This window comes from Bradyrhizobium sp. 1200_D9_N1_1, assembly GCF_052075915.1.
Taxonomy (GTDB): domain Bacteria; phylum Pseudomonadota; class Alphaproteobacteria; order Rhizobiales; family Xanthobacteraceae; genus Bradyrhizobium; species Bradyrhizobium diazoefficiens.
The window spans coordinates 8,758,363-8,783,440 of record NZ_CP197226.1 but is presented as its reverse complement, the minus strand read 5'-3'; the positions used below and the strand labels follow the sequence as shown (position 1 = coordinate 8,783,440).

27 protein-coding genes are annotated in these 25,078 nt (G+C 66.0%); 16 read left to right on the top strand and 11 right to left on the bottom strand.

Annotated elements, in window-relative coordinates; all coding sequences use genetic code 11:
- Positions 1-7: 7 nt before the first annotated feature.
- The 8 genes from AB5K84_RS41560 to AB5K84_RS41525 all read left to right on the top strand — a co-directional run bounded on the left by AB5K84_RS41560 (position 8) and on the right by AB5K84_RS41525 (position 8,718).
- A complete protein-coding gene (locus AB5K84_RS41560; protein ID WP_011083937.1) occupies positions 8-1,051 on the top strand; it encodes a LacI family DNA-binding transcriptional regulator in 1,044 nt (347 codons plus the stop codon).
- Between the two features lie 80 nt (positions 1,052-1,131).
- Positions 1,132-2,586 carry a xylulokinase gene (xylB, locus tag AB5K84_RS41555; RefSeq protein WP_011083938.1) on the top strand — a complete coding sequence of 485 codons (1,455 nt, stop codon included), beginning with the start codon at positions 1,132-1,134 and terminating at the stop codon, positions 2,584-2,586.
- A complete protein-coding gene (gene xylA, locus AB5K84_RS41550; protein WP_011083939.1) occupies positions 2,587-3,909 on the top strand; it encodes a xylose isomerase in 1,323 nt (440 codons plus the stop codon).
- A gap of 12 nt (positions 3,910-3,921) precedes the next feature.
- Positions 3,922-4,680 carry an ATP-binding cassette domain-containing protein gene (locus AB5K84_RS41545; RefSeq protein WP_011083940.1) on the top strand — a complete coding sequence of 253 codons (759 nt, stop codon included), beginning with the start codon at positions 3,922-3,924 and terminating at the stop codon, positions 4,678-4,680.
- Positions 4,680-5,762 carry an ABC transporter permease gene (locus AB5K84_RS41540; protein ID WP_038965265.1) on the top strand — a complete coding sequence of 361 codons (1,083 nt, stop codon included), beginning with the start codon at positions 4,680-4,682 and terminating at the stop codon, positions 5,760-5,762. The genes AB5K84_RS41545 and AB5K84_RS41540 overlap by 1 nt, the downstream gene beginning before the upstream one ends.
- A gap of 94 nt (positions 5,763-5,856) precedes the next feature.
- Positions 5,857-6,789: a sugar-binding protein gene (locus AB5K84_RS41535; RefSeq protein ID WP_038965268.1), complete on the top strand. Its 933-nt coding sequence runs from the start codon at positions 5,857-5,859 to the stop codon at positions 6,787-6,789.
- A gap of 99 nt (positions 6,790-6,888) precedes the next feature.
- On the top strand, positions 6,889-7,866 hold the full coding sequence (locus tag AB5K84_RS41530; RefSeq protein WP_011083943.1) for an aldo/keto reductase: 978 nt from the start codon (positions 6,889-6,891) through the stop codon (positions 7,864-7,866).
- 3 nt (positions 7,867-7,869) lie between these two features.
- Positions 7,870-8,718: an amidohydrolase family protein gene (locus AB5K84_RS41525; RefSeq protein WP_011083944.1), complete on the top strand. Its 849-nt coding sequence runs from the start codon at positions 7,870-7,872 to the stop codon at positions 8,716-8,718.
- Positions 8,719-8,917: 199 nt separating this feature from the next.
- Here the strand turns inward: AB5K84_RS41525 and AB5K84_RS41520 are convergent, their stop codons facing one another.
- From AB5K84_RS41520 to AB5K84_RS41505, 4 genes are all read right to left on the bottom strand, one after another.
- The gene (locus tag AB5K84_RS41520; protein WP_038965266.1) at positions 8,918-9,283 is read right to left on the bottom strand and encodes a nuclear transport factor 2 family protein; all 366 of its coding nucleotides are present in this window, start codon (positions 9,281-9,283) and stop codon (positions 8,918-8,920) included.
- Between the two features lie 157 nt (positions 9,284-9,440).
- A complete protein-coding gene (locus tag AB5K84_RS41515; RefSeq protein ID WP_011083946.1) occupies positions 9,441-9,791 on the bottom strand; it encodes a RidA family protein in 351 nt (116 codons plus the stop codon).
- 150 nt (positions 9,792-9,941) lie between these two features.
- Entirely contained in the window at positions 9,942-10,859 is a 918-nt protein-coding gene (locus tag AB5K84_RS41510) for an alpha/beta hydrolase family esterase (RefSeq protein WP_011083947.1), read from the bottom strand.
- Between the two features lie 3 nt (positions 10,860-10,862).
- Positions 10,863-12,521 (bottom strand): FAD-binding dehydrogenase, encoded by a 1,659-nt coding sequence (locus AB5K84_RS41505; RefSeq protein WP_097531896.1) that lies wholly within the window; start codon positions 12,519-12,521, stop codon positions 10,863-10,865.
- Positions 12,522-12,786: 265 nt separating this feature from the next.
- Between AB5K84_RS41505 and AB5K84_RS41500 the strand changes: the two genes are divergently transcribed.
- From AB5K84_RS41500 to AB5K84_RS41480, 5 genes are all read left to right on the top strand, one after another.
- Entirely contained in the window at positions 12,787-13,308 is a 522-nt protein-coding gene (locus tag AB5K84_RS41500) for a hypothetical protein (protein ID WP_038965271.1), read from the top strand.
- A gap of 110 nt (positions 13,309-13,418) precedes the next feature.
- On the top strand, positions 13,419-13,613 hold the full coding sequence (locus AB5K84_RS41495) for a hypothetical protein (RefSeq protein WP_038965272.1): 195 nt from the start codon (positions 13,419-13,421) through the stop codon (positions 13,611-13,613).
- 24 nt (positions 13,614-13,637) lie between these two features.
- The gene (locus AB5K84_RS41490; protein ID WP_011083950.1) at positions 13,638-14,228 is read left to right on the top strand and encodes an SCO family protein; all 591 of its coding nucleotides are present in this window, start codon (positions 13,638-13,640) and stop codon (positions 14,226-14,228) included.
- A gap of 301 nt (positions 14,229-14,529) precedes the next feature.
- On the top strand, positions 14,530-15,465 hold the full coding sequence (locus AB5K84_RS41485; protein ID WP_011083951.1) for a transporter substrate-binding domain-containing protein: 936 nt from the start codon (positions 14,530-14,532) through the stop codon (positions 15,463-15,465).
- A 149-nt stretch (positions 15,466-15,614) separates the two neighbouring features.
- Positions 15,615-17,258 (top strand): lysine--tRNA ligase, encoded by a 1,644-nt coding sequence (locus tag AB5K84_RS41480; protein ID WP_011083952.1) that lies wholly within the window; start codon positions 15,615-15,617, stop codon positions 17,256-17,258.
- A 21-nt stretch (positions 17,259-17,279) separates the two neighbouring features.
- On the opposite strand, the gene AB5K84_RS41475 is transcribed toward AB5K84_RS41480, so the two are convergent.
- Positions 17,280-17,765: a cupin domain-containing protein gene (locus tag AB5K84_RS41475; protein ID WP_011083953.1), complete on the bottom strand. Its 486-nt coding sequence runs from the start codon at positions 17,763-17,765 to the stop codon at positions 17,280-17,282.
- A gap of 109 nt (positions 17,766-17,874) precedes the next feature.
- Positions 17,875-18,705 (bottom strand): AraC family transcriptional regulator, encoded by an 831-nt coding sequence (locus AB5K84_RS41470; RefSeq protein ID WP_011083954.1) that lies wholly within the window; start codon positions 18,703-18,705, stop codon positions 17,875-17,877.
- A gap of 155 nt (positions 18,706-18,860) precedes the next feature.
- Between AB5K84_RS41470 and AB5K84_RS41465 the strand changes: the two genes are divergently transcribed.
- Positions 18,861-19,217: an antibiotic biosynthesis monooxygenase family protein gene (locus AB5K84_RS41465; protein ID WP_051000236.1), complete on the top strand. Its 357-nt coding sequence runs from the start codon at positions 18,861-18,863 to the stop codon at positions 19,215-19,217.
- Here AB5K84_RS41465 and AB5K84_RS41460 read toward each other — a convergent pair.
- Together AB5K84_RS41460 and AB5K84_RS41455 are read right to left on the bottom strand one after the other, a co-directional pair.
- The gene (locus tag AB5K84_RS41460) at positions 19,196-19,948 is read right to left on the bottom strand and encodes a carbonic anhydrase (RefSeq protein ID WP_038965276.1); all 753 of its coding nucleotides are present in this window, start codon (positions 19,946-19,948) and stop codon (positions 19,196-19,198) included. The two genes, AB5K84_RS41465 and AB5K84_RS41460, sit on opposite strands and share 22 nt — an antisense overlap.
- 89 nt (positions 19,949-20,037) lie before the next feature.
- Positions 20,038-20,691 carry a S24 family peptidase gene (locus AB5K84_RS41455; RefSeq protein WP_011083957.1) on the bottom strand — a complete coding sequence of 218 codons (654 nt, stop codon included), beginning with the start codon at positions 20,689-20,691 and terminating at the stop codon, positions 20,038-20,040.
- Between the two features lie 302 nt (positions 20,692-20,993).
- Between AB5K84_RS41455 and AB5K84_RS41450 the strand changes: the two genes are divergently transcribed.
- Together AB5K84_RS41450 and AB5K84_RS41445 are read left to right on the top strand one after the other, a co-directional pair.
- Entirely contained in the window at positions 20,994-21,341 is a 348-nt protein-coding gene (locus AB5K84_RS41450; protein ID WP_011083958.1) for a DUF952 domain-containing protein, read from the top strand.
- Positions 21,338-22,435, top strand: coding sequence for a quinone-dependent dihydroorotate dehydrogenase (locus AB5K84_RS41445; RefSeq protein WP_011083959.1), 1,098 nt, complete (start codon positions 21,338-21,340; stop codon positions 22,433-22,435). The genes AB5K84_RS41450 and AB5K84_RS41445 overlap by 4 nt, the downstream gene beginning before the upstream one ends.
- Positions 22,436-22,509: 74 nt before the next feature.
- On the opposite strand, the gene AB5K84_RS41440 is transcribed toward AB5K84_RS41445, so the two are convergent.
- The 3 genes from AB5K84_RS41440 to AB5K84_RS41430 are packed head-to-tail and all read right to left on the bottom strand — an operon-like array spanning position 22,510 to position 24,905.
- The gene (locus AB5K84_RS41440) at positions 22,510-23,835 is read right to left on the bottom strand and encodes an MATE family efflux transporter (RefSeq protein ID WP_011083960.1); all 1,326 of its coding nucleotides are present in this window, start codon (positions 23,833-23,835) and stop codon (positions 22,510-22,512) included.
- Between the two features lies 1 nt (position 23,836).
- Positions 23,837-24,571, bottom strand: a complete 735-nt coding sequence (locus AB5K84_RS41435) for an MBL fold metallo-hydrolase (protein WP_011083961.1) — start codon at positions 24,569-24,571, stop codon at positions 23,837-23,839.
- Between the two features lie 31 nt (positions 24,572-24,602).
- Positions 24,603-24,905, bottom strand: coding sequence for a DUF6460 domain-containing protein (locus tag AB5K84_RS41430; RefSeq protein WP_028172810.1), 303 nt, complete (start codon positions 24,903-24,905; stop codon positions 24,603-24,605).
- Positions 24,906-25,078: the final 173 nt, after the last annotated feature.

Below are 25,078 nucleotides of genomic sequence, written 5' to 3'. Positions count from 1 at the left end.
TTCAGCCATGGCCGATACTCTCACCGCCGCCGCGCTGACGCTGAAGGACATCGCCCGCGAGGCGGGCGTCAGTCTCGCGACGGTGGATCGTGTGCTGCACAACCGCCCGGGCGTGCGGCCCGATACGGTCCGGCGCGTCAAGGCGGCGATCGAGCGCAACGCGTTCCAGCCGCACGTGGCCGCCGCAGAGCTCGCCCGCGGCCGCGCCCGCCGCTTTGCCTTCGTGATGCCGTCCGGGCCGAACCCGTTCATGCAGCAGATCGAGGCCTATCTCGGCGAGATGTCGGCCTGGCTCTCGGCCCGCCGCCTCGGTGTCGAGATGGTCGCAACCGACGTGTTCGATCATTCCATGCTCGCAGCCTCGCTCGAGGCGCTGTCGGGCGATTACGACGGCGTCGCCGTGGTGGCGCTGGATCATCCCGGCGTCCGCGCCGCGATCAACGATCTCGTCGATGCCGGCACCAAGGTGGTGACGCTGGTCTCGGACGTGCCGTCGTCGCGGCGCCACCATTATGTCGGCATCGACAACATCGCGGCGGGGCGCACCGCCGGCGCGCTGGTCGGGCGGCTGGTCGGTCAGCGCTCCGGCAAGGTCGCGATCGTCGCGGGCTCGCAGGGCCTGCGCGACCATGCCGAGCGCATCTTCGGCTTCAATCAGGTGATGGCGGCGGAATTCCCTGGCCTCAGCGTGCTGCCGGTGCTGGAAGGGCGCGACGAGGACGAACGTTCGGAACAGGTTCTGGCCCGGCTGCTCGGCAGGCATGCTGACATTGTCGGCCTTTATAATGTCGGCGCGGGCACACAAGGTGTCGCCAAGGCGTTGAGCGATGCCGGCCGCGATAAGCAGGTGGTGTTCGTCGGGCACGACGTCACGGCGCTGACGCGCCGGCTGCTGTTGCAGGGCGTGATGGATGCCGCGATCTCGCAGAATCCGGGACATGAGGCGCGCGCCGCCGTGCGCGTGCTGCTCGCGCTCGCCCGTGGCGAGCCCATCCTGCACGAACAGGAGAAGATCAGGATCGACATCGTGATGCGGGACAATCTGCCTTAGCGGCAGCGGATTTCGAACGGCCCGTTGCGGGCAAGGCGACGAAAAGATCGCACACGGCCACAGGCGAAAGGGAGGACGGCGTGTATCTCGGATTGGACATCGGCACGTCCGGTGTGAAGGCGGTGCTCGTGAACGATGCCGGCGCGGTTGTCGCGACGGCGGCGCGCGAGCTTGCGCTGTCGCATCCGGCACCGCTGTGGTCCGAGCAGGATCCCGACACCTGGGTCGAAGCGGCGACCGGCGCCGTCGATGATCTCGCATCCTGCCATCCGCGCGAAGTCGCGCGGGTAGCCGGCATCGGACTATCCGGCCAGATGCATGGCGCGACGCTGCTCGGCGAGGATGGACGGCCGCTGCGCCCCGCCATCCTCTGGAACGACGGCCGCTCGCAGGCCGAATGCGTCGCACTGGAGCGGCGCTGTCCGTCGCTGCACACGATCGCCGGGAATTTGGCGATGCCCGGCTTCACCGCGCCGAAGCTGCTCTGGGTCGCGCGGCACGAGCCAAAGATCTTCGCGCGTGTCGCAAAGGTGCTGCTGCCGAAGGCCTATGTCCGCTATCGGCTGACCGGCGAGATGGTCGAGGACATGTCGGACGCGGCCGGCACGCTGTGGCTCGATGTCGGCCAGCGCCGCTGGTCGGCCCTGCTGCTGCATGCGACCGGCCTCGATCTCCACCACATGCCGCGCCTCGTCGAGGGCAGCGCGGTGAGCGCGGTGCTCGCGCCGGAATTCGCGCAGCGCTGGGGCATGGCAAAGGATGTCGTAGTCGCGGGCGGCGCCGGCGATAACGCCGCCAGCGCGATCGGGCTTGGCGCGATCGCGCCCGGCGATGCGTTTTTGTCACTGGGAACGTCAGGTGTGATGTTCCGTGCCACCGACCGCTTTGCGCCGGCGCCGGCTTCAGCCGTGCATGCGTTCTGCCACGCGCTACCCGGCCTGTGGCACCAGATGGGGGTGATGCTGTCGGCGGCGGCCTCGCTCGCCTGGCTCGCGAGCGTGATGGAGACGCCGGCCGCCGCGCTGCTGGCGCCGCTCGGCGAGCGCGTCGATGGGCCGAGCCCGATAAGATTCCTGCCATATCTCGACGGCGAGCGCACGCCGCACAACGACGCCGCCGCCAGCGGCGCCTTCGTCGGTTTGCGCGGCGCGACCGGGCGCGGCCAGATCGTGCAGGCCGTGCTCGAAGGCGTCGCCTTTGCCGCGCGCGACAATCTGGCGGCACTGAGCGCGGCGAGCGGGCCGATCGTGGAAGTCGATCTCGTCGGCGGTGGCTCGCGCTCGCCGCTCTGGGCCCAGATCTGCGCCGACGTGCTCGGCATTACCGTCCACCGCGTCGAGGAAGGCGAGGTGGGTGCCGCGCTCGGCGCCGCGCGGCTCGGACGCCTTGCCGCCACCGGTGACGATCCTGCTGAAGTTTGCACGCGCCCGCGCCGGCTCGCGAGTTTCGCACCCCGCGCATCCGTGACCGCCGCCTATGACGAGGCCTATCGCCGCTGGCGCGCGCTTTATCCCGCGTTGAAGGAGTCCGCTTAAGTGAACGTGTCAGCCAAATTCTTCGAGGAAAGCACGCCTGTCGCCTTCGCCGGCCAAGATGCCGGACCAGCGCCCGCCTTCCGCTGGTACGACAAGGACCGCCTCGTCCATGGCCGCCGGCTCGAGGATCACCTGCGCTTTGCGGTCTGCTACTGGCACTCCCTCTGCTGGCCGGGCGGCGATCCCTTCGGCGGCGAGACGTTCCTGCGACCCTGGCATCACGGCACCGATGCGATGGCGCAGGCACGGGCCAAGGCTGATGTCGCTTTCGAGCTGTTCCGGCTGCTGGACGTACCCTTCTTCACCTTCCACGACGTCGATGCGGCGCCGGAGGGGGCTTCGCTCGCGGAGTCGGTCGCCAACCTCAACGCGATCGCCGACCTGTTCGAAGCGAAGATGGCCTCGGCCAAAGTCCGGCTGCTCTGGGGCACCGCCAATCTGTTCACGCATCGCCGCTACATGGCGGGCGCCGCGACCAATCCGGACCCTGACATCTTCACTTATGCCGCCGGCCAGGTCCGCGCCGCGCTGGAGGTGACACACCGGCTCGGCGGCCAGAACTACGTGCTGTGGGGCGGCCGCGAGGGCTACGAGACGCTGCTCAACACCGATCTCAAGCGCGAGCTCGACCAGCTCGGCCGCTTCGTCTCGCTCGTCGTCGAGCACAAGCACAAGATCGGCTTCAACGGCCCGATCCTGATCGAGCCGAAGCCGAAGGAGCCGACCAAGCATCAATATGATTTCGACGTCGCCACCTGCTACGGCTTCCTCGCGCGCTACGACCTCCTCAAGGACGTCAAGCTCAACATCGAGCAGAACCACGCCATCCTCGCCGGCCATTCCTTCCATCACGAGGTTGCGCTCGCCGAGGCGCTCGGTGTCTTCGGCTCGCTCGACGTCAACCGCGGCGACGATCTGCTCGGCTGGGACACCGACCAGTTCGCGATGAACGTGCCGGAACTCGCGTTGGTGTTCCACGAGATCCTGAACCGCGGCGGCTTCACGTCCGGCGGGCTCAATTTCGACGCCAAGATCCGGCGTCAGTCGATCGACCCCGACGACCTGATCCACGCCCATGTCGGCTCGATGGATGCCTGCGCGCGCGCCTTCCTTGCCGCTGCCGACATGCTTGATGCCGGCGCCCTCACCGCGCCGCTCGACAAGCGCTACGAAGGATGGGCCGGCCCCGAGGGCCGCGCCATTCTCGGCGGCCAGCGCTCGCTCGCCGATCTCGCCGATCGTGCGCTCGGCCCCGGTTTCGACCCGCAGCCACGCTCGGGACGGCAGGAATATCTGGAATCCCTCGTCAACCGCTATGTCTGAGGAAGGCCGCTGATGACAAGTGCTGAGGCAACACCGGTGCTCCAACTCTCCGGCATCGGCAAGGAGTTCGGCGCGATCCGCGCGCTGCATGACGTCGACATGCAGGTCTTCCCCGGCGAGGTGGTCGGCCTGATGGGCGACAACGGCGCGGGCAAGTCGACGCTGGTCAAGATCATCGCCGGCAATTTCCGCCCCAGCCATGGCGAGATCCGCTTTGCCGGCAGCGCGGTTCATTTCAACCGGCCCGTCGATGCCCGCACGGTCGGGATCGAGGTCGTCTATCAGGATCTTGCGCTGGCCGACAATCTGACCGCGGCCGCCAACGTCTTCCTCGGCCGCGAGCTGAAGCGAAAATTCGGCCCGTTCGCCTTGCTCGACCACAAGGCGATGGCGGCGCGCGCGCTGGAATTGTTCGGCGAGTTGCGCTCGGAGACGCGCCCCGACGACCTCGTCAAGCAGATGTCGGGCGGCCAGCGCCAGGCGGTCGCGATCGCGCGGACGCGGCTCTCCAATGCGCGGCTGGTGATGATGGACGAGCCGACCGCCGCGATCTCGGTCCGCCAGGTCGAGCAGGTGCTGAGCCTGATCCACCGGCTCAAGGAGCAGGGCGTCGCCGTGATGCTGATCTCGCACCGCATGCCCGACGTGTTCGCCGTATGCGACCGCGTGATCGTCATGCGCCGCGGCGAGAAGCGGGCCGACAAGGCGATTCAGGCGACGTCCCCCGAGGAAGTCACTGCCCTCATCACCGGCGCGAAGGAGGCGGCGTGATGGCCATGCCCCTGGAATCCCCGATCACCTTCTCGAATGTCGGCAAGATCAAGTGGTGGCAGCGCGGCATCTTCGCCTCCCAGACCGGCTACGTGCTGCTCGCGCTGGCCGTGCTGCTGGTGATCATGCATTTCGCCAGCCCGTATTTCTTCACCCAGGGCAACATGCAGAACGTGGCGAAGAACTTTTCCTTCATCGCCATCGCCACCCTCGGCGTCACCTTCGTGATCATCACCGGCGGCATCGATCTCTCGGTCGGCTCGATGATGTGCTTCTCGGCCATGATCACCTCGATGGTCATGACCGAGCTGTCGACGCCGGGCGGGCTCGGCGCCTCGCTCTTCGTGCACATGGCGGCCGACGGCAAGACGGTGCTGGCCAATGTCCCCGGCCTGATCCTGCTGATCTCCGTCGTCGCGGGCCTTGGCGTCGCGCTGATCGCCGGTCTCGTCAACGGCTTCTGCATCGCGGTGCTGGGCCTGTCGCCGTTCGTGACCACGCTCGGCATGCTCTCGATCGTGCGCGGGCTCGGCTATGTCGTCTCCAACGGGCGCGGCAGCTTTCCTGGCGGGCCGGACGCCGATTACTTCTACGCGCTCACCTCGGGCGACGTGCTCGGCGTGCCCGTACCGTTCATCTATCTCGTGATCCTTGCGCTGGCGATGGCGGTGGTGCTGCACCACACCTCGTTCGGCCGCCACGTCTTCGCGCTCGGCGGCAACGAGAAGGCGGCCGAACTGACCGGCATCCCGGTCGTGCGCGTGAAGATCGAGGTCTATGTGCTCTGCGCGCTCGCCGCTGGCCTCCAGGGCATCATCATCTCCGGCTGGCTCGGATCGGCACCCGCCAACATGGCGACCTCCTACGAGCTCAACGTGATCGCGGCGGCCGTCATCGGCGGTGCCAACCTTGCCGGCGGCATCGGCGGGCCGCTGGGGGCCATTGTCGGCTGCGTGCTGCTGGAGGTGATCCGCAACGGTCTCGTGCTGGCACAGGTCAGCTCCTACTGGCAGCAGACGCTGGTGGGCGTGATCATCATCCTGGCCGTGCTGGTCGATCGTGTGCGCTCGCGGATGATCTGAAAGTGACGTCGTTCGGGAGGATCACGAAAATGCCGCCTGTCCGCTTCCCGGACGAACTTGAGAGGACAGGCGCCAAAGAAGGGTGGAGGAGACGATGAGGAAACTTCTTCTTGCGGGCATCGCTGTCGCGATGATGGCGACGCCGGCGTTCGCTGCGAACTATCGCTTCGTGATCGTGCCCAAGGCGATGAACAATCCGTTCTTCGATTTTGCGCGCGACGGCTGTCTGAAGCGCGCCAAGGAACTCGGCAATATCGAGTGCGTCTACAAAGGGCCGGTCGAGCACGAGCCGGCGACGCAGGCGCAGATCATCCAGGACTTCGTCACCCAGAAGGTCGACGGCCTCGCCATCTCGGTCGCCGACGTCGCGGCCATGACCAAGTCGATCGAGGCGGCGACCGCGGCGGGCATCCCCGTCATCACCTTCGATGCCGATGCACCGGGATCCAAGCGCATCGCCTATATCGGCACCAACAACAAGGAATTCGGCGTCGCGCTCGGCAAGCAACTCGTGAAGATGCGGCCTGACGGCGGAAAGTACGCGATGGTCTCGGGCGGCCCCGGTGCCAAGAACCTTGCCGAGCGCGTCGATGGCGTCCGCGAGGCGCTGAAGGGCTCGAAATGGACCGAGGTCGCGGGCTCGCCGACCTTCTGCAACGACGATCCGGCACTCGCGGTCCAGCAGATGACGGATATGCGCACCGCAACGCCCGATCTCGCCGCCATCGTTCCCATCGGCGGCTGGCCGATGTTTGCCCCCGAAGGCTTCAAGGCTTTCGCCAGCAGGAACAAGAAGGACATCGATTCCGGCAAGTTCACGCTGGTCGTTGCCGATACGCTGAAGATGCAGCTCGAATTGCTGCGCGACGGCTATGCCAATGCGCTGGTCGGCCAGCGACCGTTCGAGATGGGCGAGAAGGCGATGGACACGCTGCTCGCCATCAAGAAGGGCGAGAAGGTGCCGGAGATCGTCTATACCGGCCTCGATCTCGTCACCAAGGACAACGTTGCGCAGATGCTGAAGTAGGAGCGCCGCCAGCCCCGCACTCCTGCTCCTGCGTGCCTCTCCCGCTTGCGGTTTCCGCAAGCGGGAGAGATGATTTGGACTGCCGGAAGGAAATTTGGAATGAAACGGTCGCGGCTCGGCTCTCTCGACGTCACCTCAATCGGCCTCGGCTCCGCCCCTCTCGGCGGATTGTTCACCCCCGTCAGTGATGCCGATGCGCAAGCGACGCTCGAGCGGGGTTGGTCGGCCGGCATCCGCTTCTACGACACCGCGCCGCTCTACGGCTTTGGCCTGGCGGAACGGCGGCTCGGCGCATTCCTGCGGCAACAGCCGCGTGACTCCTACGTCATCTCGACCAAGGTCGGCCGCCTGCTGCGCTCGGGCGATGGCGCTGCCGCCGAGGACGAACATTACAAGAGCACGCCGCGCGAACGGCCGGTGTTCGATTTCAGTTACGACGGCGTGATGCGCTCGGTGGAGGAGAGTCTTGCTCGCCTCGGGCTCGACCGCGTCGATGTCCTGCTCGTGCATGATCCCGACGATCATTATGACGACGCCGTCGCCGGCGCCTTCCGCGCGCTCCAGCGCCTGCGCACGGAGGGCACGGTCAAGGCGATCGGCGCCGGCATGAACCAGTCGGAAATGCTGGTCCGTTTTGCCGAAACCGTGCCGGTGGACTGCTTCCTGCTCGCCGGCCGCTACACGCTGCTCGACCAGGGCGCGCTGGATGCGCTGTTTCCTGTCTGCCAGGCAAAGAACATCGGCATCCTGCTCGGCGGCATCTACAACAGCGGCATTCTGGCCAACCCGCACACCGGCGCGAAGTTCAACTATCAAGACGCCGACGCGGCGCTGATCGCGCGGGCGCTCGAGCTCGACGAGCTCTGCCGCAGGCACGGCACCGAGCTGAAGGCCGCCGCGCTTCAATTCTGCATGGCCCATCCGGCCGTGACGGTCGCCGTGCTGGGCGCGCGCAATGCCGGCGAGGTCGCCGACAACATCGCGATGTGGCAGGCGCCGGTGCCGCCGGCCTTCTGGCAGGAGCTGCGTGCGCGGAAGCTCGTCGACGCGCGGGCGCCGCTGCCGGGTGGAGTGTAGGGCATGGTGATCGACGCCCATCAGCATTTCTGGGATCCGGCGCGCGCCGACTATCCCTGGATGGACGCGCCCGAACTCGCGCCGATCCGCCGTGCCTTCGGCCCCGCCGATCTCGCGCCGCTGTTGAAGGCGAATGGCATCGACGCGAGCATCGTGGTGCAGTGCCGCTCGGCGCTGGAGGAGACCGAGGAATTCTTGCGCATCGCGCATGCGACGCCCTCTGTCGTCGGCGTCGTCGGCTGGGTCGATCTGACCGATGGCGCGCTTGGGGACACGCTCGACCGGCTGCGCGCCGCGCCGGGCGGCGACAAGCTGGTCGGCATCCGCCACCAGGTCCACGACGAGGCCGATCCAGATTGGCTGCTCCGCGAGGACGTCCGGCGCGGGCTTGTCGCATTGTTCGTCCGCGATCTCACTTACGACTTCCTCGTCCGCACCCGCGAATTGCCGGCGGCGATCGCAACCGCGCAGGCCTTTCCCAACGCGCGCTTCGTGCTCGACCATGCCGCCAAGCCGCCGATCGCTTCCGGCGGAAGCGCCGAATGGGCTGATCGCATCAAGGCGCTCGCCGCTTGCGGCAATGTCTGGTGCAAGATCTCCGGGCTCGCGACGGAAGCGGTCTGGAGCGACTGGGACGCGGATCGGCTGTTGCCGTTCGTCCAGCACGCCGCGACATGTTTCGGTGAGGATCGTTTGATCTTCGGCTCCGACTGGCCGGTGTGCCTGCTTGCGGGAAGCTATGCCGAGATCAAGGGCGCGCTGGAGGCGTGTTTGGCGAAGCTCGGGCCGGGCGCGCGGGACAAGGCGTTCGGGATGAATGCGAAGGCTGCGTATCGGCTAGCGATTGCTTAAGCCGAGCTCGCCCCAACCAAGGTGTCGTCCCGGCCTAGTGCGCAATTGCGCACGGGGGGCCGGGACCCATAACCCCAAGGGAGTAGTCTGGCGAAGACTAGTCGTTCGGTACTCCCACCGCGCGCAGTCCGAGAGATCACGCGGTATGGGTCCCGGCCTGCGCCGGGACGACGACGGAGCTTGAGGCTGCGCTCGCCCCTCACGCGCCCGCGGGCACCTGGTCCAGAAATCCCGTGATGCTTCTGATGCGCCCGTCCTTCAGCACGGCGAAATCGGTGCCCTTGATCGGGCTGTCGGCGCCATCGGGGCCGAGGCCCCAGCTGAAGCGGAGATGATCGCCGTAGCCGTTGGGCTCGCCGAGCAGCTTGAACTTGAAATCGGGAAAGCGCTGTTGCACGCCTGATATCAGCGCGTCGATGCCGTCCTGGCCGTCGCCCTTCATCAGCGGATCGACATAGCTCGCATCCGCCGTCCAGTTCTGGCTCAGCAGCTCGCGCCGGCGGCTTGTCGTGCGCTCGTTCCAGAGCTCGATGTAGTGGCGGGCAATGGTGACGTGGTCGGTCATGGGGTGCTCCTTCGATGACGCCGTGTTCGGCTGATCGTCACTATCGAAGGTTCGCGCACGCCGATCGATTACCTCTGAGGTCATCGGCGTGCGCAAAAAAATGAAGCGCGATGATGTTCTCATCGCGCTTCGGTCGCATGCGAATTGTTCGCGAAGATTACTTCGCGGCTGTGACCATGATCTCGACGGTGTATTGCGGCGCGGCCAGCTTGGCCTCGACGGTGGCGCGGGCCGGGGTATTGCCGGGGGAGACCCAGGCGTCCCACACCGCGTTCATCTCGCCAAACGTCTTCATGTCGGTGATGTAGATCGTGGCCGAGAGCAGCTTCGACTTGTCGGTGCCGGCCTTGGCGAGATGGCCGTCGATCGTCGCCAGGATGTCCTGGGTCTGCTTCGTCACGCTTTCGCCGGCGGCTTTGCTCGCGACGACACCGGCGAGATAGACGGTGTTGCCGTGCACGACGACCTGGCTCATGCGCGGGCCGGTTTCAAAACGCTGAATGCTCATTTGGGATCTCCTGGTGGAATGGCGGCCCTGTCTAGCCCAGCACCTCGCGCTCAGCCACCCCAGGCACGCATGCGTTGCCAGGCACGCATGCGTTGCCAGGCACGCATGCGTTGCCCGTGGCGCATGCGTCGTGGGCGTTGCACGCGTTCCCTACGGAAACTGACTGAAGAACGTCCAGATCGTCTCGGCGCCGTCGATGTCGCTGTTCTGAGGCCCGAGCAGGCTGGTTGCGACCTTGGGGAAGCGGGCATCCGGCGCGAAGCCGGGCATGCGATGGCCGCCATGGTTGACGCGATAGAGCACGACGTCGTGCCCCCTGGGGCAGCGCGAGGAGATCCGCGTGACCGTGGACTGGTCCGCGGGTGCCCTGTCGGGCATTTCAGTCAGATTGGCATCATCGGTCTCGCAGCCGTTGAGCTTGCGCCAGAAGGCAAACGTCTCTTCGGTCGACCAGAACCCGTCCGCGGCAAAATAGCTCGATCCGCGTCCGCCCTCGTAGGGCACCAGCGGGTCGGCCGTGCCGTTCATGATCAGCATCGGCAGCGGCCGCGACGGATGGCACGTGACCGCGGCTTCGTCGGTGAGGTTCATGATCACGCTCGCGCCTGCCGTAAACAGATCGGCGCGGGCGCAAGCAAGCGTCATCGCCATGGCGCCGCCATTGGAGATGCCGGCGACGTAGACGCGGCCAGGGTCGGCCGTGCCGTTCGTCACCAGTTTCTCGACGAGCTTGGCGATGAAGGCGACGTCGTCGGTGCCCTCGGGCGGGCCTCGGAGCGCGGGTCCCGCCTTCGTCCTCGCATCGGCCCAGGCATGGTTGAGCCCATCCGGAAAGACCACCGCGAAACCTTCGCGCTTTGCGACCTGCGGCCACGCCGTCCGCGCGACCATGTCGGCGCCGCGCTGCGTCTTGCCATGCAGCACGACCACCAGCGGGACAAGTCGCTTGGCCGGCAGTTGCACGGTGTAGGACCGCATCACGCCGTTGACGTCGATGGTGTCGGCGGACGCAGCCGGGGCGGTGGCGAAGCCCGCGAGAAGCGCCCCGATATGCATCCACCGCCGCACGATCTAGCCTACCGCCTTCGCCGCCGCACGGCCCGCATTGCGGCCCGAGAACAGGCAGCCACCGAGGAAAGTGCCTTCGAGGGAGCGATAGCCGTGCACGCCGCCGCCGCCGAAGCCCGCGGCTTCGCCGACCGCATAGAGGCCGGGAATGATACTGCCCTCGCCGCCGAACACGCGCGAGTCGAGATCGGTCTCGAAGCCGCCGAGCGTCTTGCGGGTGAGAATGTTGAGCTTGACCGCGATCAGCGGTCCGTGTGCGGGATCGAGGATGCGATGCGGGGAGGCGGTGCGGATCAGCTTGTCGCCGATATAGCGGCGCGCATTGTGGATGTTCATCACCTGCGCGTCCTTGACGTAGGGATTGGCGATCTCGCGGTCGCGCGCCTCGATCTGCATCTTGATGTGCTCGAGCCTGAGGAGGTCGCTGCCGGCAAGCTTGTTCATCGCCGTAACGAGATCGTCGATCTTGTCGCGCACGATGAAGTCGACACCATGGCTTTTGAATGCTTCCACCGGCGCCGGCGCGCCCTTGTTGGTGGCGCGGCGCAGCGTCATGCGCCAGCTCTTGCCGGTGAGGTCAGGGTTCTGCTCCGAGCCCGACAGCGCGAACTCCTTCTTGATGATGCTCTGGGTCAGGATGAACCAGGAATAATCATGGCCCGTCGACATGATGTATTTGAGCTGGCCGAGCGTGTCGGAGCCGGGGAACAGCGGCGCCGGCAAACGCGTGCCGGTGGCGTCGAACCACATGGACGAGGGCCCCGGCAGGATGCGGATGCCGTGGCGCGGCCAGATTGGTGACCAGTTCTGGATGCCCTCGACATAGTGCCACATGCGATCGCGGTTGATCAGCCGCGCACCCGCCTGCTCCGTGATGCCGATCATGCGGCCGTCGACGTGTTCGGGCACGCCCGAGATCATGAATTTTGGCGGCTCGCCGAGCCGCTTGGGCCAGTTCTGCCGCACCAGCTCGTGATTGCCGCCGATGCCGCCGGAGGCGACGATCACGGCCTGCGCCTTCAGCGCAAACTCCCCGACGACATTGCGCGAGGAGCTCTTGCCGCGCTCGACATTGTCGGGCGCGAGAACGGCGCCGCTGACGCCATCCACCGTGCCATTGGTGATGGACAACGCGTCGACGCGGTGGCGGAATTTGAAGATCAAGCGGCCGCTCTTCATCGCCTCGCGCGCGCGGCGCTCGAACGGCTCGACGATGCCGGGCCCGGTTCCCCAGGTGACGTGGAAGCGCGGCACCGAATTGCCGTGGCCCATCGCGTCATAGCCGCCGCGCTCGGCCCAGCCGACCACGGGGAAGATGCGATGTCCCATCGCGTGCAGCCAGTCGCGCTTCTCGCCGGCCGCGAAGGCCACATAGGCCTCGGCCCATTTGCGCGGCCAGTGATCCTCGTCGCGGTCGAAGCCGGCGGTTCCGAGCCAGTCCTGCATCGCGAGATCGAAGGAATCCTTGATACCGAGCCGGCGCTGCTCGGGCGAATTGACCAGGAATAGTCCGCCGAACGACCAGAACGCCTGGCCACCGACCGACTGCTCGCCTTCCTGGTCGACCACAATCACGCGCTTGCCCGCATCCGCGATCTCGGTTGCGGCCACGAGGCCCGATAGTCCGGCGCCGACAACGATGACGTCTGTCTCTTCAGCCATGCGCGTCCCCCTCCATAGGTTCCCCCCTGTAGTTGCCCGGATTGAAGCCAGCGGTTCTAACTGAGATCAAGGGTGTGGCGCGTAAGACATCATTAACTTGTTCCACTTTGGGATAGAGCCCGGCCAAGTGCAGCGCGGACGCAACACTGGATTTGAATTTGTTTTGAGTCAGCCGGCCTGCCTAGACAAAACCTCGGTTACGACGGACGCTAGCCGTGCATCACCACCTGACACGCAGATTCGAATTCGACTGGGGCGGGGGACAATGAAGTTTCTGACGGGGTTGCTGGCGGCGGTTGTGCTCATCGCTTGCATGGGGGCTTCTCACGCGGTGGTTCGCATCGCGGATGACCGCGGCGGCCGGATCGGAACCTACGTCGACAAATACCAGGACCTGCGGCAGTCCGGCGAAACCGTCATCATCGACGGCCTCTGCGCCTCCGCCTGCACCATCGTCCTCGGCGCCATCCCGCACGACCGCATCTGCGTGACCTCGAGCGCGACGCTCGGCTTCCATGCCGCCTGGGATTTCGGCACCAATGGCCGCGCCGTCACCAATTCCGAAGCAACCCAGATGCTTTACGCAATGTATCCCTCGCAGGTGAGGCGCTGGATCAGCCAGCGCGGGGGCCTGACCCCGCACATGCTTTTCCTGAGGGGCAAGCAGCTTCAGGCCATGTACAAGCCCTGCTACATGGACGCGCAGGCCTCGGCGATCAAACCGACCCGCCGGTCTCTCCCGCAATCGGACCAGCTCGAGTCCGCCCGGGGCCAGCTCCTGCACTGACATCCTCGGCACGACGGGTTTGCTTTAGCCCGCCAGCGGCGCCTTGCCCGCAGGCGGGCTAAAGCTTATCTCAAAGCTAGGGAACCGGGGCTTTCGCCCCGATCGTTGTCATGGCTCAACCAGTGCACCCGGCCCATCCGTTACAGGACAATTCGCCCACTGCCGGCCGGACGCCGTCTGTGCTGCTGTTGGCTGGCACAGGTGTCGGCGGCCTGGTCGTGATCGGCGCGCTGGCGCTGTGGTTCCACTATGGCACCCAGGTGTTCTTCGAAATGATCAGGACCGGCTTCATTGCCTGCTTCTGACCCCCGACAGGAAGTCTTCCGCCCATGAGCTCCGCCACCCGCCCGCTGGTGATCGCGACCGCCTTCGCCGCAAGCCTGATCGTCGGGCTGCTGATCATGTTCTGGGCCATGGGCGGGGTCGGCAAGGTGGCGCAACCGGCTGCGATCGGCGGCCCGTTCCAGCTCACCGACCAGAACGGCAAGGCCGTCACCGACAAGAGCCTGAAGGGCAAGCCGACCCTGATCTTCTTCGGCTACACCCATTGCCCCGACGTCTGCCCGACCTCGCTGTTCGAGATCTCGGAAGTGCTGCGCGCGATGGGCAAGGACGCCGACAAGGTCAACGCCATCTTCATCTCGGTCGACCCCGAGCGGGACACGCCGGCGACGATGAAGAACTATCTGTCGAGCTTCGATCCGCATCTCGAGGGCCTCAGCGGCGATCCCGCCGAGATCGCCAAGGTGATCACGTCCTACCGGGTCTACGCCAAGAAGGTCCCGACCAAGGACGGCGACTACACCATGGACCACACCGCGCTGATCTATCTGATGGACCGCGACGGCCGCTTCGTCTCGCCGTTCAACCTGAAGCGGACGCCGGAAGAGGCCGCGGCGGACCTAAAGCGTTATCTGTAGTTTGGTGGATCGGTCGGACCGCGTCCTCGGTGTAACCTCTCCCGCTTGCGGGAGAGGTATAGGCCGCTTTTGGCGGCCGTCCTCTAAGACGCCGAGGCAAAGCCTCGGCTATGGCAGAGCGCCGGGTGAGGGCTCTCTCCTCTCGGGGATTGTCCCTCCGCGGAGACACCCTCTCCCCGCCCCCCTCCCGCAAGCGGGAGAGGGAGCGCACCTTCACCCTGACCGCAATCGGCGCTCGCGTTCCCGGGCGGATGGTCTATAAGGCCCTCCGATCCCAACGAAATTCGTTCATTTCCGGCCGATGGCTCCATCGCAACAGGCGAAATCGTCCAAATCTGCCCGTGGCTTGCTGACAGGGCTGGCCGTCGGCGCCTGCCTGTTCGCCGGCTTGCCCGGCGCGCAGGCGCAGGCCCCGGCCAAGCAGCCTCCGGCGGCGCCCCAGGTCACCCCGCAGGTCGCGCCCCAGGCGGCCCCGCAGGCCGTGCCCGGCTTCTGGGACCCGCGGCGGCGGCCGGAGCGGCCGGACCTGTCGCGCCTGACCGTGATCCGCTTTTTGACCGAGACCGACTATCCGCCGTTCAACTACACCGGCGCCGACGGCAATCCGGCCGGCTTCAACGTCGATCTCGCCCGCGCGCTCTGCGAGGAGATCAAGGTCACCTGCACGGTGCAGATGCGCCGCTTCGAGACCCTGGTCGACGCGCTCACCTCGAACCGGGGCGATGCTATCATCGCCTCGATGGCGGTGAGCCCGCAGCTCCGGGCCCGCGTCGACTTCTCCGATCCCTATTACCGCGTGCCGGCGCGCTTTGCCTCGCGCAAGGATGCGGTGATGCCGGAAATCCGCCCGGAATATCTCGAGGGCAAGAAGGTGGGCGTGATCGGCGGCTCCGCGCATGAAGCCTATCTCAAGGCGATGTTCACCGACGCCGAGCTGCACCCCTATCCCAACGACGACGCGATGCGCGCCGCGCTTCGCAAGGGCGAGGTCGACTTCATTTTCGGCGACGCCATCTCGCTCGCCTTCTGGATCAACGGCACGGATTCGGGCGATTGCTGCGCCTTCTCCGGCGGTCCCTTCGTTGAGAGCCGCTTCTTCGGTGAAGGCATCGGCATCGCCGTGCGCAAGGGCAACGACGTGCTGCGCCAGGCCCTGAACTGGGCCCTGTTCCGCGTCTGGGAAAAAGGCCGCTACACCGACCTGTGGCTGCGGTATTTTTCAGTGAGCCCGTTCTAACCATCGATCGTCATTCCGGGGCGCGCGAAGCGCGAACCCGGAATCTCGAGATTCCGGGTTCGATGCCGCGCATCGCCCCGGAATGACGATCAAGACCATTTTTGCATTCTGCCGGGAAATCGCTATTTTCCGCGGCCCGGAGGCCCCTGATGTCCGTTATCGATCTTGCCGCGAATCCGAGCGACCTGCGTGCGCTCGCCGAACAATCCAACGCCTGGCCGTTCGAGCAGGCGAAGGCCATTGTCGCGCGGCTGAAGAAAAGCCCGAAGGACGAGGTGCTGTTCGAGACCGGCTACGGCCCCTCGGGCCTGCCGCATATCGGCACGTTCGGCGAGGTCGCGCGCACCTCGATGGTGCGCCATGCCTTTCGCGTGCTGACCGAGGACAAGATCAAGACGCGCCTGCTCGCCTTCTCCGACGACATGGACGGGTTTCGGAAAGTGCCCGACAACGTCCCCAACAAGGAAATGCTGGCTGCGCATCTCGGCAAGCCGCTGACGCGCGTGCCGGATCCGTTCTCCAACGAGTACCCGTCATTCGGGCACCACAACAACGCCCGCCTGCGCGCCTTCCTCGATCATTTCGGCTTCGACTACGAGTTCGCGAGCTCGACCGACTATTATACGTCCGGCCGTTTCGACGCGACGCTGCTGAAGATGCTCGCCGCCTACGACAAGGTCATGGCGATCATCCTGCCGACGCTGGGGCCGGACCGCCGCGCGACTTATTCGCCGTTCCTGCCCATCAGCAAGACCACCGGAATCGTGCTCCAGGTGCCGATGATCCGCCGCGATGTCGCGGCCGGCACGGTGACCTATGTCGATCCGGATACCAACCAGGAAGTCGAGACGCCCGTCACCGGCGGCAACGTCAAGTGCCAGTGGAAGGCCGACTGGGCGATGCGCTGGGTTGCGCTCGGCGTCGACTACGAGATGGCCGGCAAGGACCTGATCGATTCCGTGAAGCTCTCGGGCGCGATCGCCAGGGCGCTCGGCGCCACGCCGCCCGAAGGCTTCAACTACGAGCTCTTCCTCGACGAGCAAGGCCAGAAGATCTCGAAGTCGAAGGGCAACGGCCTCACCATCGACGAATGGTTGCGCTACGCCTCGCCGGAATCGCTGTCGCTGTTCATGTATCGCGAGCCGAAGGCGGCCAAGCGGCTGTACTTCGACGTCATCCCGCGCAACGTGGACGACTATCAGCAGTTCATCGACGGCTTCGCGAAGCAGGATGGCAAGCAGCAGCTCGGCAATCCGGTCTGGCACATTCACAACGGCCATCCGCCGAAGGGCGACATGCCCGTCACCTTCCAGCTCCTCTTGACGCTGGTGTCGTCGTCGAATGCGGAGAATGCCGAGACGCTGTGGGGCTTCATCGGCCGCTATCGCCCCGGCGTGAGCCCCAAGACGCATCCCAAGCTCGATGCGATGGTCGGCTACGCCATCAACTATTACCGCGATTTCGTGGCGCCGACGAAGCAGTTCCGCGTGCCGACCGAGACCGAGCGCGCCGCGCTGCAGGATCTGCGCGATGCGCTGTCGCAGCTTCCGCAGGAATCCTCGGCCGAGGACATCCAGAACGTCGTCTACGAGATCGGTCGCCGCGAGCCGTTCCTCGACCAGGTCAAGAAGGGCAAGGACGGCCGTCCGGGCGTGACGCTCGACTGGTTCAACATGCTCTACCAGGTGCTGCTCGGCCAGGAGAAGGGTCCGCGCTTCGGCTCCTTCGTTGCGGTGTACGGTGTGCAGAACGCGGTCAACATGATCGACGGCGCGCTGGCGCGGAGCGCGTGAGGCAGGTAGCGAGGCGCGACCCTAAAGCGGCTCGCCCGCCTTGGTCGTGAATTTGTAGACGCCATCCGGCCCGAGCACGGCGTGCATGTCGACGTCGGGATAGCTGATCACGTCGTCCGGCGTGCGATCGCCGATCACGAGCAGCCTGACGTCGCGTGTGGTGCGATTGACGAAGCGGTGCGCATCGCCGCTGCCGGCGGGGAAGCCGGCGCACATTCCCGTCGTCAGCACCTGCGCGCCGGAATCGGTCTCGAGCACCACTTCGCCCTCGATCACGAAGACGAACTCGTCCTGGCGCGAATGCGCGTGCCGCAACGAGGATTGCCCGCCCGGAATGATCCGGGTCAGGTTGACGCCGAAATTCTTCAGCCCCGCATGCTCGCCGAGCCGGCGGTTGTAGCGCATCTGGTTGGCGGCCCGGTGCAACTGCGGATAGCTGGTGAAATTGCTCTCGCTGACGTCCTCCGGATCGAATGCGGGGAGTCTCGGTTTCGCTGGTGTGGTCATTTCGCTTTCTCGGTCAGGCCGGGAATCGGCACGGCGCCCGCCGCGCAGAACCTCCGCAGCATCGCAGTAGGGCGCGTGTTCCCCGGCAGTATTGGCTGAAATTGCGGCGTCAGCCCGCTCGCGCGGCCTGCGCAAACTGCAAGGGCGTGATGCCGTAGCAGCGCCTGAAATGCTTGTTGAGCGCGGCCTGGTCGCAGAATCCCGCCGCCAGCGCGCTGTCGGCCAGCAAATGGCCACGCCTCAAGAAATGGCAGGCCGCGTTGAGCCTGATGTGGACGAGATAGGCGTGCGGGGTGAGGCCAACCGTGCGCTTGAACAGCCCGATCAGCTGGAAACTGGTGAGGCCTGCGAGGCCGGCAAGCTGGTCCAGGCTCAGATTTTCGGCATGGCGCTCCCGCATCAGGGCGATCAACCGCGACACGACGGCGTCGCGGCCGGCAGGGATCTTGCTGCGGCGTCCGTCACCATAGCGCTCGAACAGACGGCCGAAGGCATCGGCGACCAGCTCATCGGCCAAGAGGTCGTCCTGTTCGGTTTCCAGCACCCGGTGCAACCGGTCGAAGCGCCCGATCAGATCGCCGTCGTCGAGCATGCTCTCCTGGAGGTGGGGCAGGGTGTTCGTGCCGAAGCGCCGCGCGAGGTCGCCGATTGCAGGCTGGGCGAGATAGAAGGCGCGATAGCGCCATCGTCCGCTATCGCCCATCCGGGCCGACTGCCGCTCGTCCGGATTGGAGACGAACAGCGTGGCGGCGCCGACCTTTCGCACGACATTGCGGTTGCGGATTTCGGCGCCGCCGGACTCCGTTACCGCGATCACATAGGCATCATGGGTGTGCGAACCGTAGTCGTGGTGACGGAAATCGGCGCGCAGCAGGCTCATGCCGGGAATCCGCCGGCTGTGCCAATAGCTCGTGTGGTTGCCAGTGTGCCGGCGCGCCATCGTCGGTCCGTGTGCTCCGTCTCTCGCACATCATGACGCGACGGGCGGTCCTGGACGAGAGGCAAAATCGGGATGGGAGCGTTGCCGCAATTTCAGCCAATACGGCGCAGGGGGTGTTCCCGCAAGACTCGGCCTTGCAGGCTTCGGAGAGAAGGATGATCGCTCGCATCTGGCGTGCGGCGGCCACGCGCGACAAGGCCGCCCTCTATCAGCATCACTTTGCAACCCGGGTGGTGCCGCACCTTGAGGCCATCGACGGCTTTTCCGGCGCCTCGCTGTTGCGCCGCGAGGTGGAGGGGGGCACCGAAATGCTGGCGCTGACGCTGTGGCAGGGCCTCGACAGCATCCGCGCCTTCACGGGGCCCGATCCCGACAAGGCCGTCGTCGATCCTGAGGCGCAGGCCATGCTGACGGCCTTCGATGCAACGGCCGCCAACTACGAGGTCGTCGTGGACATCAGACAGAACGTCCGAGGCGCCGTGGCTGCGCCTCAGGTCGAGCGTAGCACGTAACGCCGGTTGTCCTTCTGCACCGGCCGCGCGTTCATCGGATAGAGCTTTGCGAAGGCGGCGACGTCGGCGGCCGAGACCTGGATCGGGGTGGTCAGCAGCAGCCATTCGACCACTTCCGAGCAGGGCGGCGTCGTCAGCGAGCCGGGATAGCGGAAGTAGCTGAGCCTCGTTGGCAGCATCGCGAGGGGATCGATGCTCGCGTCGGCTTTCACCGCCGGGCCGTCCGCCGCGGGCATGGTCTTGACGATCTTGCCGAAGGCCGGGTTCGGCTTGCCCTCGGCCATCAGCACGCCGACCACGGCGAGCCCGCCGGCATCGTTGCGATGGACGAAATGCGCCTCCATCGGAAAATTCTTGCCGCCGATCATGTGCTCGCTCGGCCGGTGGAAGTGCACCTGGAGCAGCTTGTATTTGACGTCGCCGAGCGTGAGCGTGCTGCCTTCGGCGAAGTTGAGCTGGATCGTGTGCCCGTTGTTGACGATGGTGTCGGCGCTCTTGCCCCAATTCAGCTTCAACGTCGGCAATTGCGACTTGATCGTCGCCTCGATGTCGATCGGCGATTGTTGCAGGCCGACCGCGCAGGCCTTGTTGGCCGCGTCGAGATCGCCCCATTTGGCAGGAGCTCCGGCGCCTTCATAGCTCCAATGCACGCCTTCGGCGGCGAAGGCCGGCTTGCAGACCGGACAAAGCGCAAGACCCGCGAGGGCCTTCAATGCGTGACGGCGATTCATCATATTCCCCCAAGATGAATTAGATCGGCGATGCGCGCGCAACCTAGGCGAGAGGCGCGGTGAGTCGCAATGGCCGTCGCGCGTTGAATTTATTGGCTCGCCCACACGATCCTTGCGACCCACGCGAGCTCACCCGCCGCGATCGTGCGCTCGGCCTGCGAGGCATCGAGCGGCAGCAAGTCCAGCGCCTTGGCCGTGCGGCGCTTCAACGTTGCGACCGTCACCTCGCCCGCCTTGGTCGTCACCACGACACGATCCCCCTTGCGGATCGGCGTGCCGGGTGAGACCAGGATGACGTCGCCGTTGCGATAGGTCGGGGCAAGCGCATCGCCGGCAATCTCCAGCGCAAACGTCTGGCTGTCCTCGGCGGTGGGAAGCGCGAGCTCGGTCCAGCCCTTGCCGGACGGAAGGCCGGACTCGTCGAAAGCGCCGCTCGCGCCCGCCTGTGCGAGCCCGAGCAGCGGCACCGAGCGGCTGTTGCCGGTCTCGTCGCTGATCAACCCGGCAAAGACATCGATTGAGGCGCCGGCCGCTGCCAGCGCTTTTGCGATCGATTCGGTCGAGGGCCAGCGCTCGCGGCCGTCCGAGGTGACGCGCTTGGACCGGTTGAAAGTGGTGGGGTCGAGCCCTGCCCGCTTGGCGAGGCCGGACGGAGACAGCCCGGCGCGCGCCGCCAGCCGATCCAGCGCGACCCAGATCTGGTCGTGAGTCAGTATCCTCTGCGCTTTGGCCTGTCTGACCATGGAAGGTCCAGCCCGTCGCAACTCAGGAAAACTGTCCTCAAATCAACCGGTTTTCCGATTTTCGCGCAAGAGGCGACGGCGGACGCGCTTTCAAGCGAAGGGGATACCGGTTCGCGTCAAGAATACGCGTCAAAACAAGAATTTAGAGCCCGTTCCGATTTCATCGGAATGGAATAGGCTCTAGTCTTGAGTTCGGAAGGGGCCGCCTTTACGGTCGCGCCGGGTTTTGAGACCCGCAAGAGACGAAAAACCCCAAGAGACTCAACGAGCTGACTCAAAGAGCAAACAGGGCTCCACATCAGGTGGTCAACAAGATCTACAAAATCTGTCCGGCCTCGGCCTGGCGCGAGGCGGAACGGCAGGGCGTGTACCGCGGCAGCGCGGACGACGCGCGCGACGGCTTCATCCATTTCTCGACGGCCGCCCAGGTTCCCGAGACCTTGCGCAAGCATTATTTCGGGCAGCGCGCGCTGTTCCTGGTCGAGGTCGACGGCGATGCGCTCGGCAGCGAATTGCGCTGGGAGCGCTCGCGCAATGACGAGCTGTTTCCGCATCTCTATGGCGAGCTCGATTTCGGCGCGGTCATCTCGGTGGTGAACCTCAACATGCGCTCGGACGGCGGCCACGACATGCCGGAGCTTGCCCCGTGATTCGCGCCTTCGATGCTCTTTCGCTGCCGGTGCTGCGCTGGCTCGATCCGGAGGATGCGCATCGCCTGGCGATCCAGGGCCTGCGCTTCCTGCCGCCGGTCAAGCCGCGCGCTGACGATCCCAAGCTCGCGGTGCGCGCCTTCGGGCTCAACTTTCCCAACCCGATCGGCATGGCCGCGGGCTTCGACAAGAGCGCGGAGGTGCCGGATGCGCTGCTGCGCCTCGGCTTCGGCTTCGTCGAGATCGGCTCGGTGACGCCCAAGCCGCAAAGCGGCAATCCGCGGCCGCGGCTGTTCCGGCTCGAGCGCGACGAGGCCGTCATCAACCGCATGGGCTTCAACAATGACGGCGCGGATGTCGCGCTGCGCAGGCTCGCCGCGCGCGCGCAGCACGGCGGCATCGTCGGCGTCAATGTCGGCGCCAACAAGGATTCGCCGGACCGCGTTGGGGACTACGTCAAGCTGATCGAGGCCTTTGCGCCGGTCGCGAGCTATTTCACGATCAACGTCTCCTCGCCGAACACGCCGGGCCTGCGCAACTTGCAGGAAGGCGCGCTGCTCGACGACCTCCTCGCAAGGGTGATCGACGCGCGCGAGCGGGTGCGCCAGAAGGCCGGCGACACGCCGGTGCTGCTGAAGATCGCGCCGGATTTGAGCCTTGCCCAGCTCGACGACGTCGTGCAGGTCGCGCGCTCGCGCCGGGTCGACGGCATGATCGTGTCGAATACGACGATCGCACGGCCGAGCACGCTGCGCGAGGAAATGCGGGCGAAGGAGCAGGGCGGCCTGTCCGGCCGGCCGCTGTTCCGCCTGTCGACGCGCATGGTCGCGGAGACCTATGTGCGCGTCGAGGGCGCGTTCCCGCTGGTCGGCGTCGGCGGTGTCGATTCCGGCGGCGCCGCGCTGACGAAAATCCGCGCCGGCGCGAGCCTGATCCAGCTCTATTCGTCGCTGGTCTACAAGGGCCTCGGCCTCGTCGAGGAGATCAAGCGCGACCTCACCTCGACATTGCTGCGCACGGGCCGGGATTCGCTCTCCGACATCGTCGGCGCGGATGCTGCGACGCTGACGGCGGAAGACTGGCCGGGGATGTGAGGCGCCGTTCTTCGCCTCTCCCCGCTTGCGGGGAGAGGCGAAGAGAAAGCCGCTCCATCCGGGCCACGATTGTTCTACGATTTCGGAAACGTCGCCCCATACAGCGCCGGATAGCGCGCGCCCTGCAGGCCGCCGCGCGCGACATAGAAGGCGATCAGCGCGCACCATAGCCCGGCATTGCCGAGGGATTGCAGCGCCCACCAGGTGAAGAGGAAGATCGCCAGCGAGGCCAGCATGAGATTGCGCATCTCGCGGGCCCAGGTGGCGCCGATATAGATCCCGTCGAAGCCGAAGGCGAACACGCCGGGCACCGGCGCGAGCACGATGAAGGGCAGGAAGTCGCGCGCGGCCCGGCGAACGTCTTCGCTCGCGGTCATGACATTGATCAGCGCCGTCCCGAACAGCGCGAACAGCACCGCGACCACCAGCGCGAAGCCGAGCCCCCACGCGAGCACCAGCCGGGTCGAATCCGCAAAACCCCTTGCATCGCGTGCGCCAAAGGTGCGGCCGCAGAGCTGCTGGGCCGCGTTCGCAAGACCGTCGAGGAAGAAGGCGCTGACCAGCAGGAAATTGTTGAGCACGGAATTCGCGGCCAGCGTGACATCGCCGGCGCGCGCGCCCTTCGCGGTAAAGAACAGGAACACGGCGATCAGCGCCGCGGTGCGGATCATGATGTCGGAGTTCACCGCCAGCATCCGCATCAGCTTGGCCCGGTCGAACAAGGTGGCGCGAGGCACGCCAAAGCCGCCGTCCGCATAGCGGCGGCAGACGATCACGCCGAGCGCGAAGCCGATGGTCTCCGAGAGCAGCGCGGCGATCGCAGCGCCCGCGATGCCGGTGTCGTAGACCAGCACGAGCAGGATCGTCGCCGCCATGTTGACGAGATTGATGACGATCTGAAGCAGCAGCGCCGGATTGGCGCGGGCCTGCCCCACCAGCCAGCCGAGGATGACATAGTTGGCGAAGGCCAGCGGCGACGACCAGATCCGGATCATGAAATAGGTCTTGGCGGCGCGCGTGACGCCTTCGCTGCCGCCCATCAGGTCGAACAGCACGGCCGCCAGCGGCAGTTGCAGCGCGATCAGAGCAGCCCCGATCAGGCCCGCGACGATGAAGCCGCGCATCAGGATCGCGGTCAGCTCGCGCGTCTCGCCGGCGCCGAGCGCCTGCGCGGTGAAGGCGAGCGTGCTCATGCGCAGGAAGCCGAACAGCCAGAACAGGCAGTCGAAGATGACGGAGGCCATCGCCACGCCGCCGAGCAGCGCGGCATCGTCGAGCCGCCCGATCGCCGTGGTCGAGACCACCCCGATCAGCGGCGTGGTGAGGTTCGCAACCATCGCCGGACCCGCGATGGCGAAGACCTGGCGGGAGCCGATCTTGAGGGGAACGGGCGCGTGCATGTCAGAACACGAGCACCATGCCGTCTTCGGCGGCGAGATGCTCGATATCGACGAGGCGCGACAGCATGTCGTCGCTCATGTGGGTGAGGACGAGGCGTTTGGCGCCGATTGCCGGCAAATGCTGTTCCAAGGTCTTCAGGCTGAGATGGTTCTTGACTACCTTCTCGTACATATAGGCTTCCGCGATGAAAAGGTCCGCGCCATGCGCCAGCGGAATGAGCGTCTCCGTCCATTCGGTGTCGGCGCTGTAGGCGAGCGTGCGGCCCTCGGTCTCGACGCGGTAGGCCAGGAACGGGCCACCGGATTCGCCGTGCACGACCGGGTAGGGCGTCACCGTCACCGCGCCGAAATCGCGCCTTTGCCCGGACGCGAGCTCGACGACGGAGAGCTCGAAGCGCTGCCTGGTCTTCGAGGAATGCTCGAACAAAACCTCCATCACCTCGCGCAGCCGCGTCTCGATGCCTTGCGGGCCCGCGATCGTCAGCGGTCGCGTTCGCCGCGAGAACTGCGCGTCGAGCAGGACAAACGGCAGGCCTGCAAAATGGTCGCCGTGGAAATGCGTGATCAGGATCAGATCGATGTCGTTGCGGTCGATCTCGAGTCGCTTCAGCGCCGGCAGGGCCGACGCGCCGCAGTCGATCAGGAAGTTGGCCTCGCGCCCCGCAACGTGGAAGCAGGTGTTGAGCCTGCCGCCCGAGCCGAAGGCGTCGCCGCAGCCGACAAAGCGTAATTGCATCGGCTGAGGGCTCCCCGAGCTTGACCCGGATTTAGCGGCGCGGCGCGCCGAAGACGCGCGACAGCAGCCAGATCGGAATCACGATGACCGCGCCGAGCAGGAAGTAGCGCCACAGCCAGTTCACGGCATCGAAGCCGAGATCCCACAGCCGCTGGAACAAGAGGCGAATGCTGTAGATGATATTCCAGGGATCGAAGCCGATCGCCGCCAGCACGACGCCCACCAGGATCGAGAGCAGGACGAGGCGAAACGCGACCGCCAGCGGCGAGCCGCCGAGAAAGCGGTTCAGGCCATCACTGCGGCCGGCCGGCAAATCTCTGACGTCTTGGACCATCGCAAAAAACTCCTCGCGGGATTCGACCCGATTATAAGTCACGGCGGGGCACATGGGGAACCCGTAACCGGCCGTCAATCAGCTTACCGCATTTTAATTTCGGCAGCGCGCCAGCGATTTGGGTGCACGCCGGCGGCTGGGCTCACCTCTCCCGCTTGCGGGAGAGGGGGCGC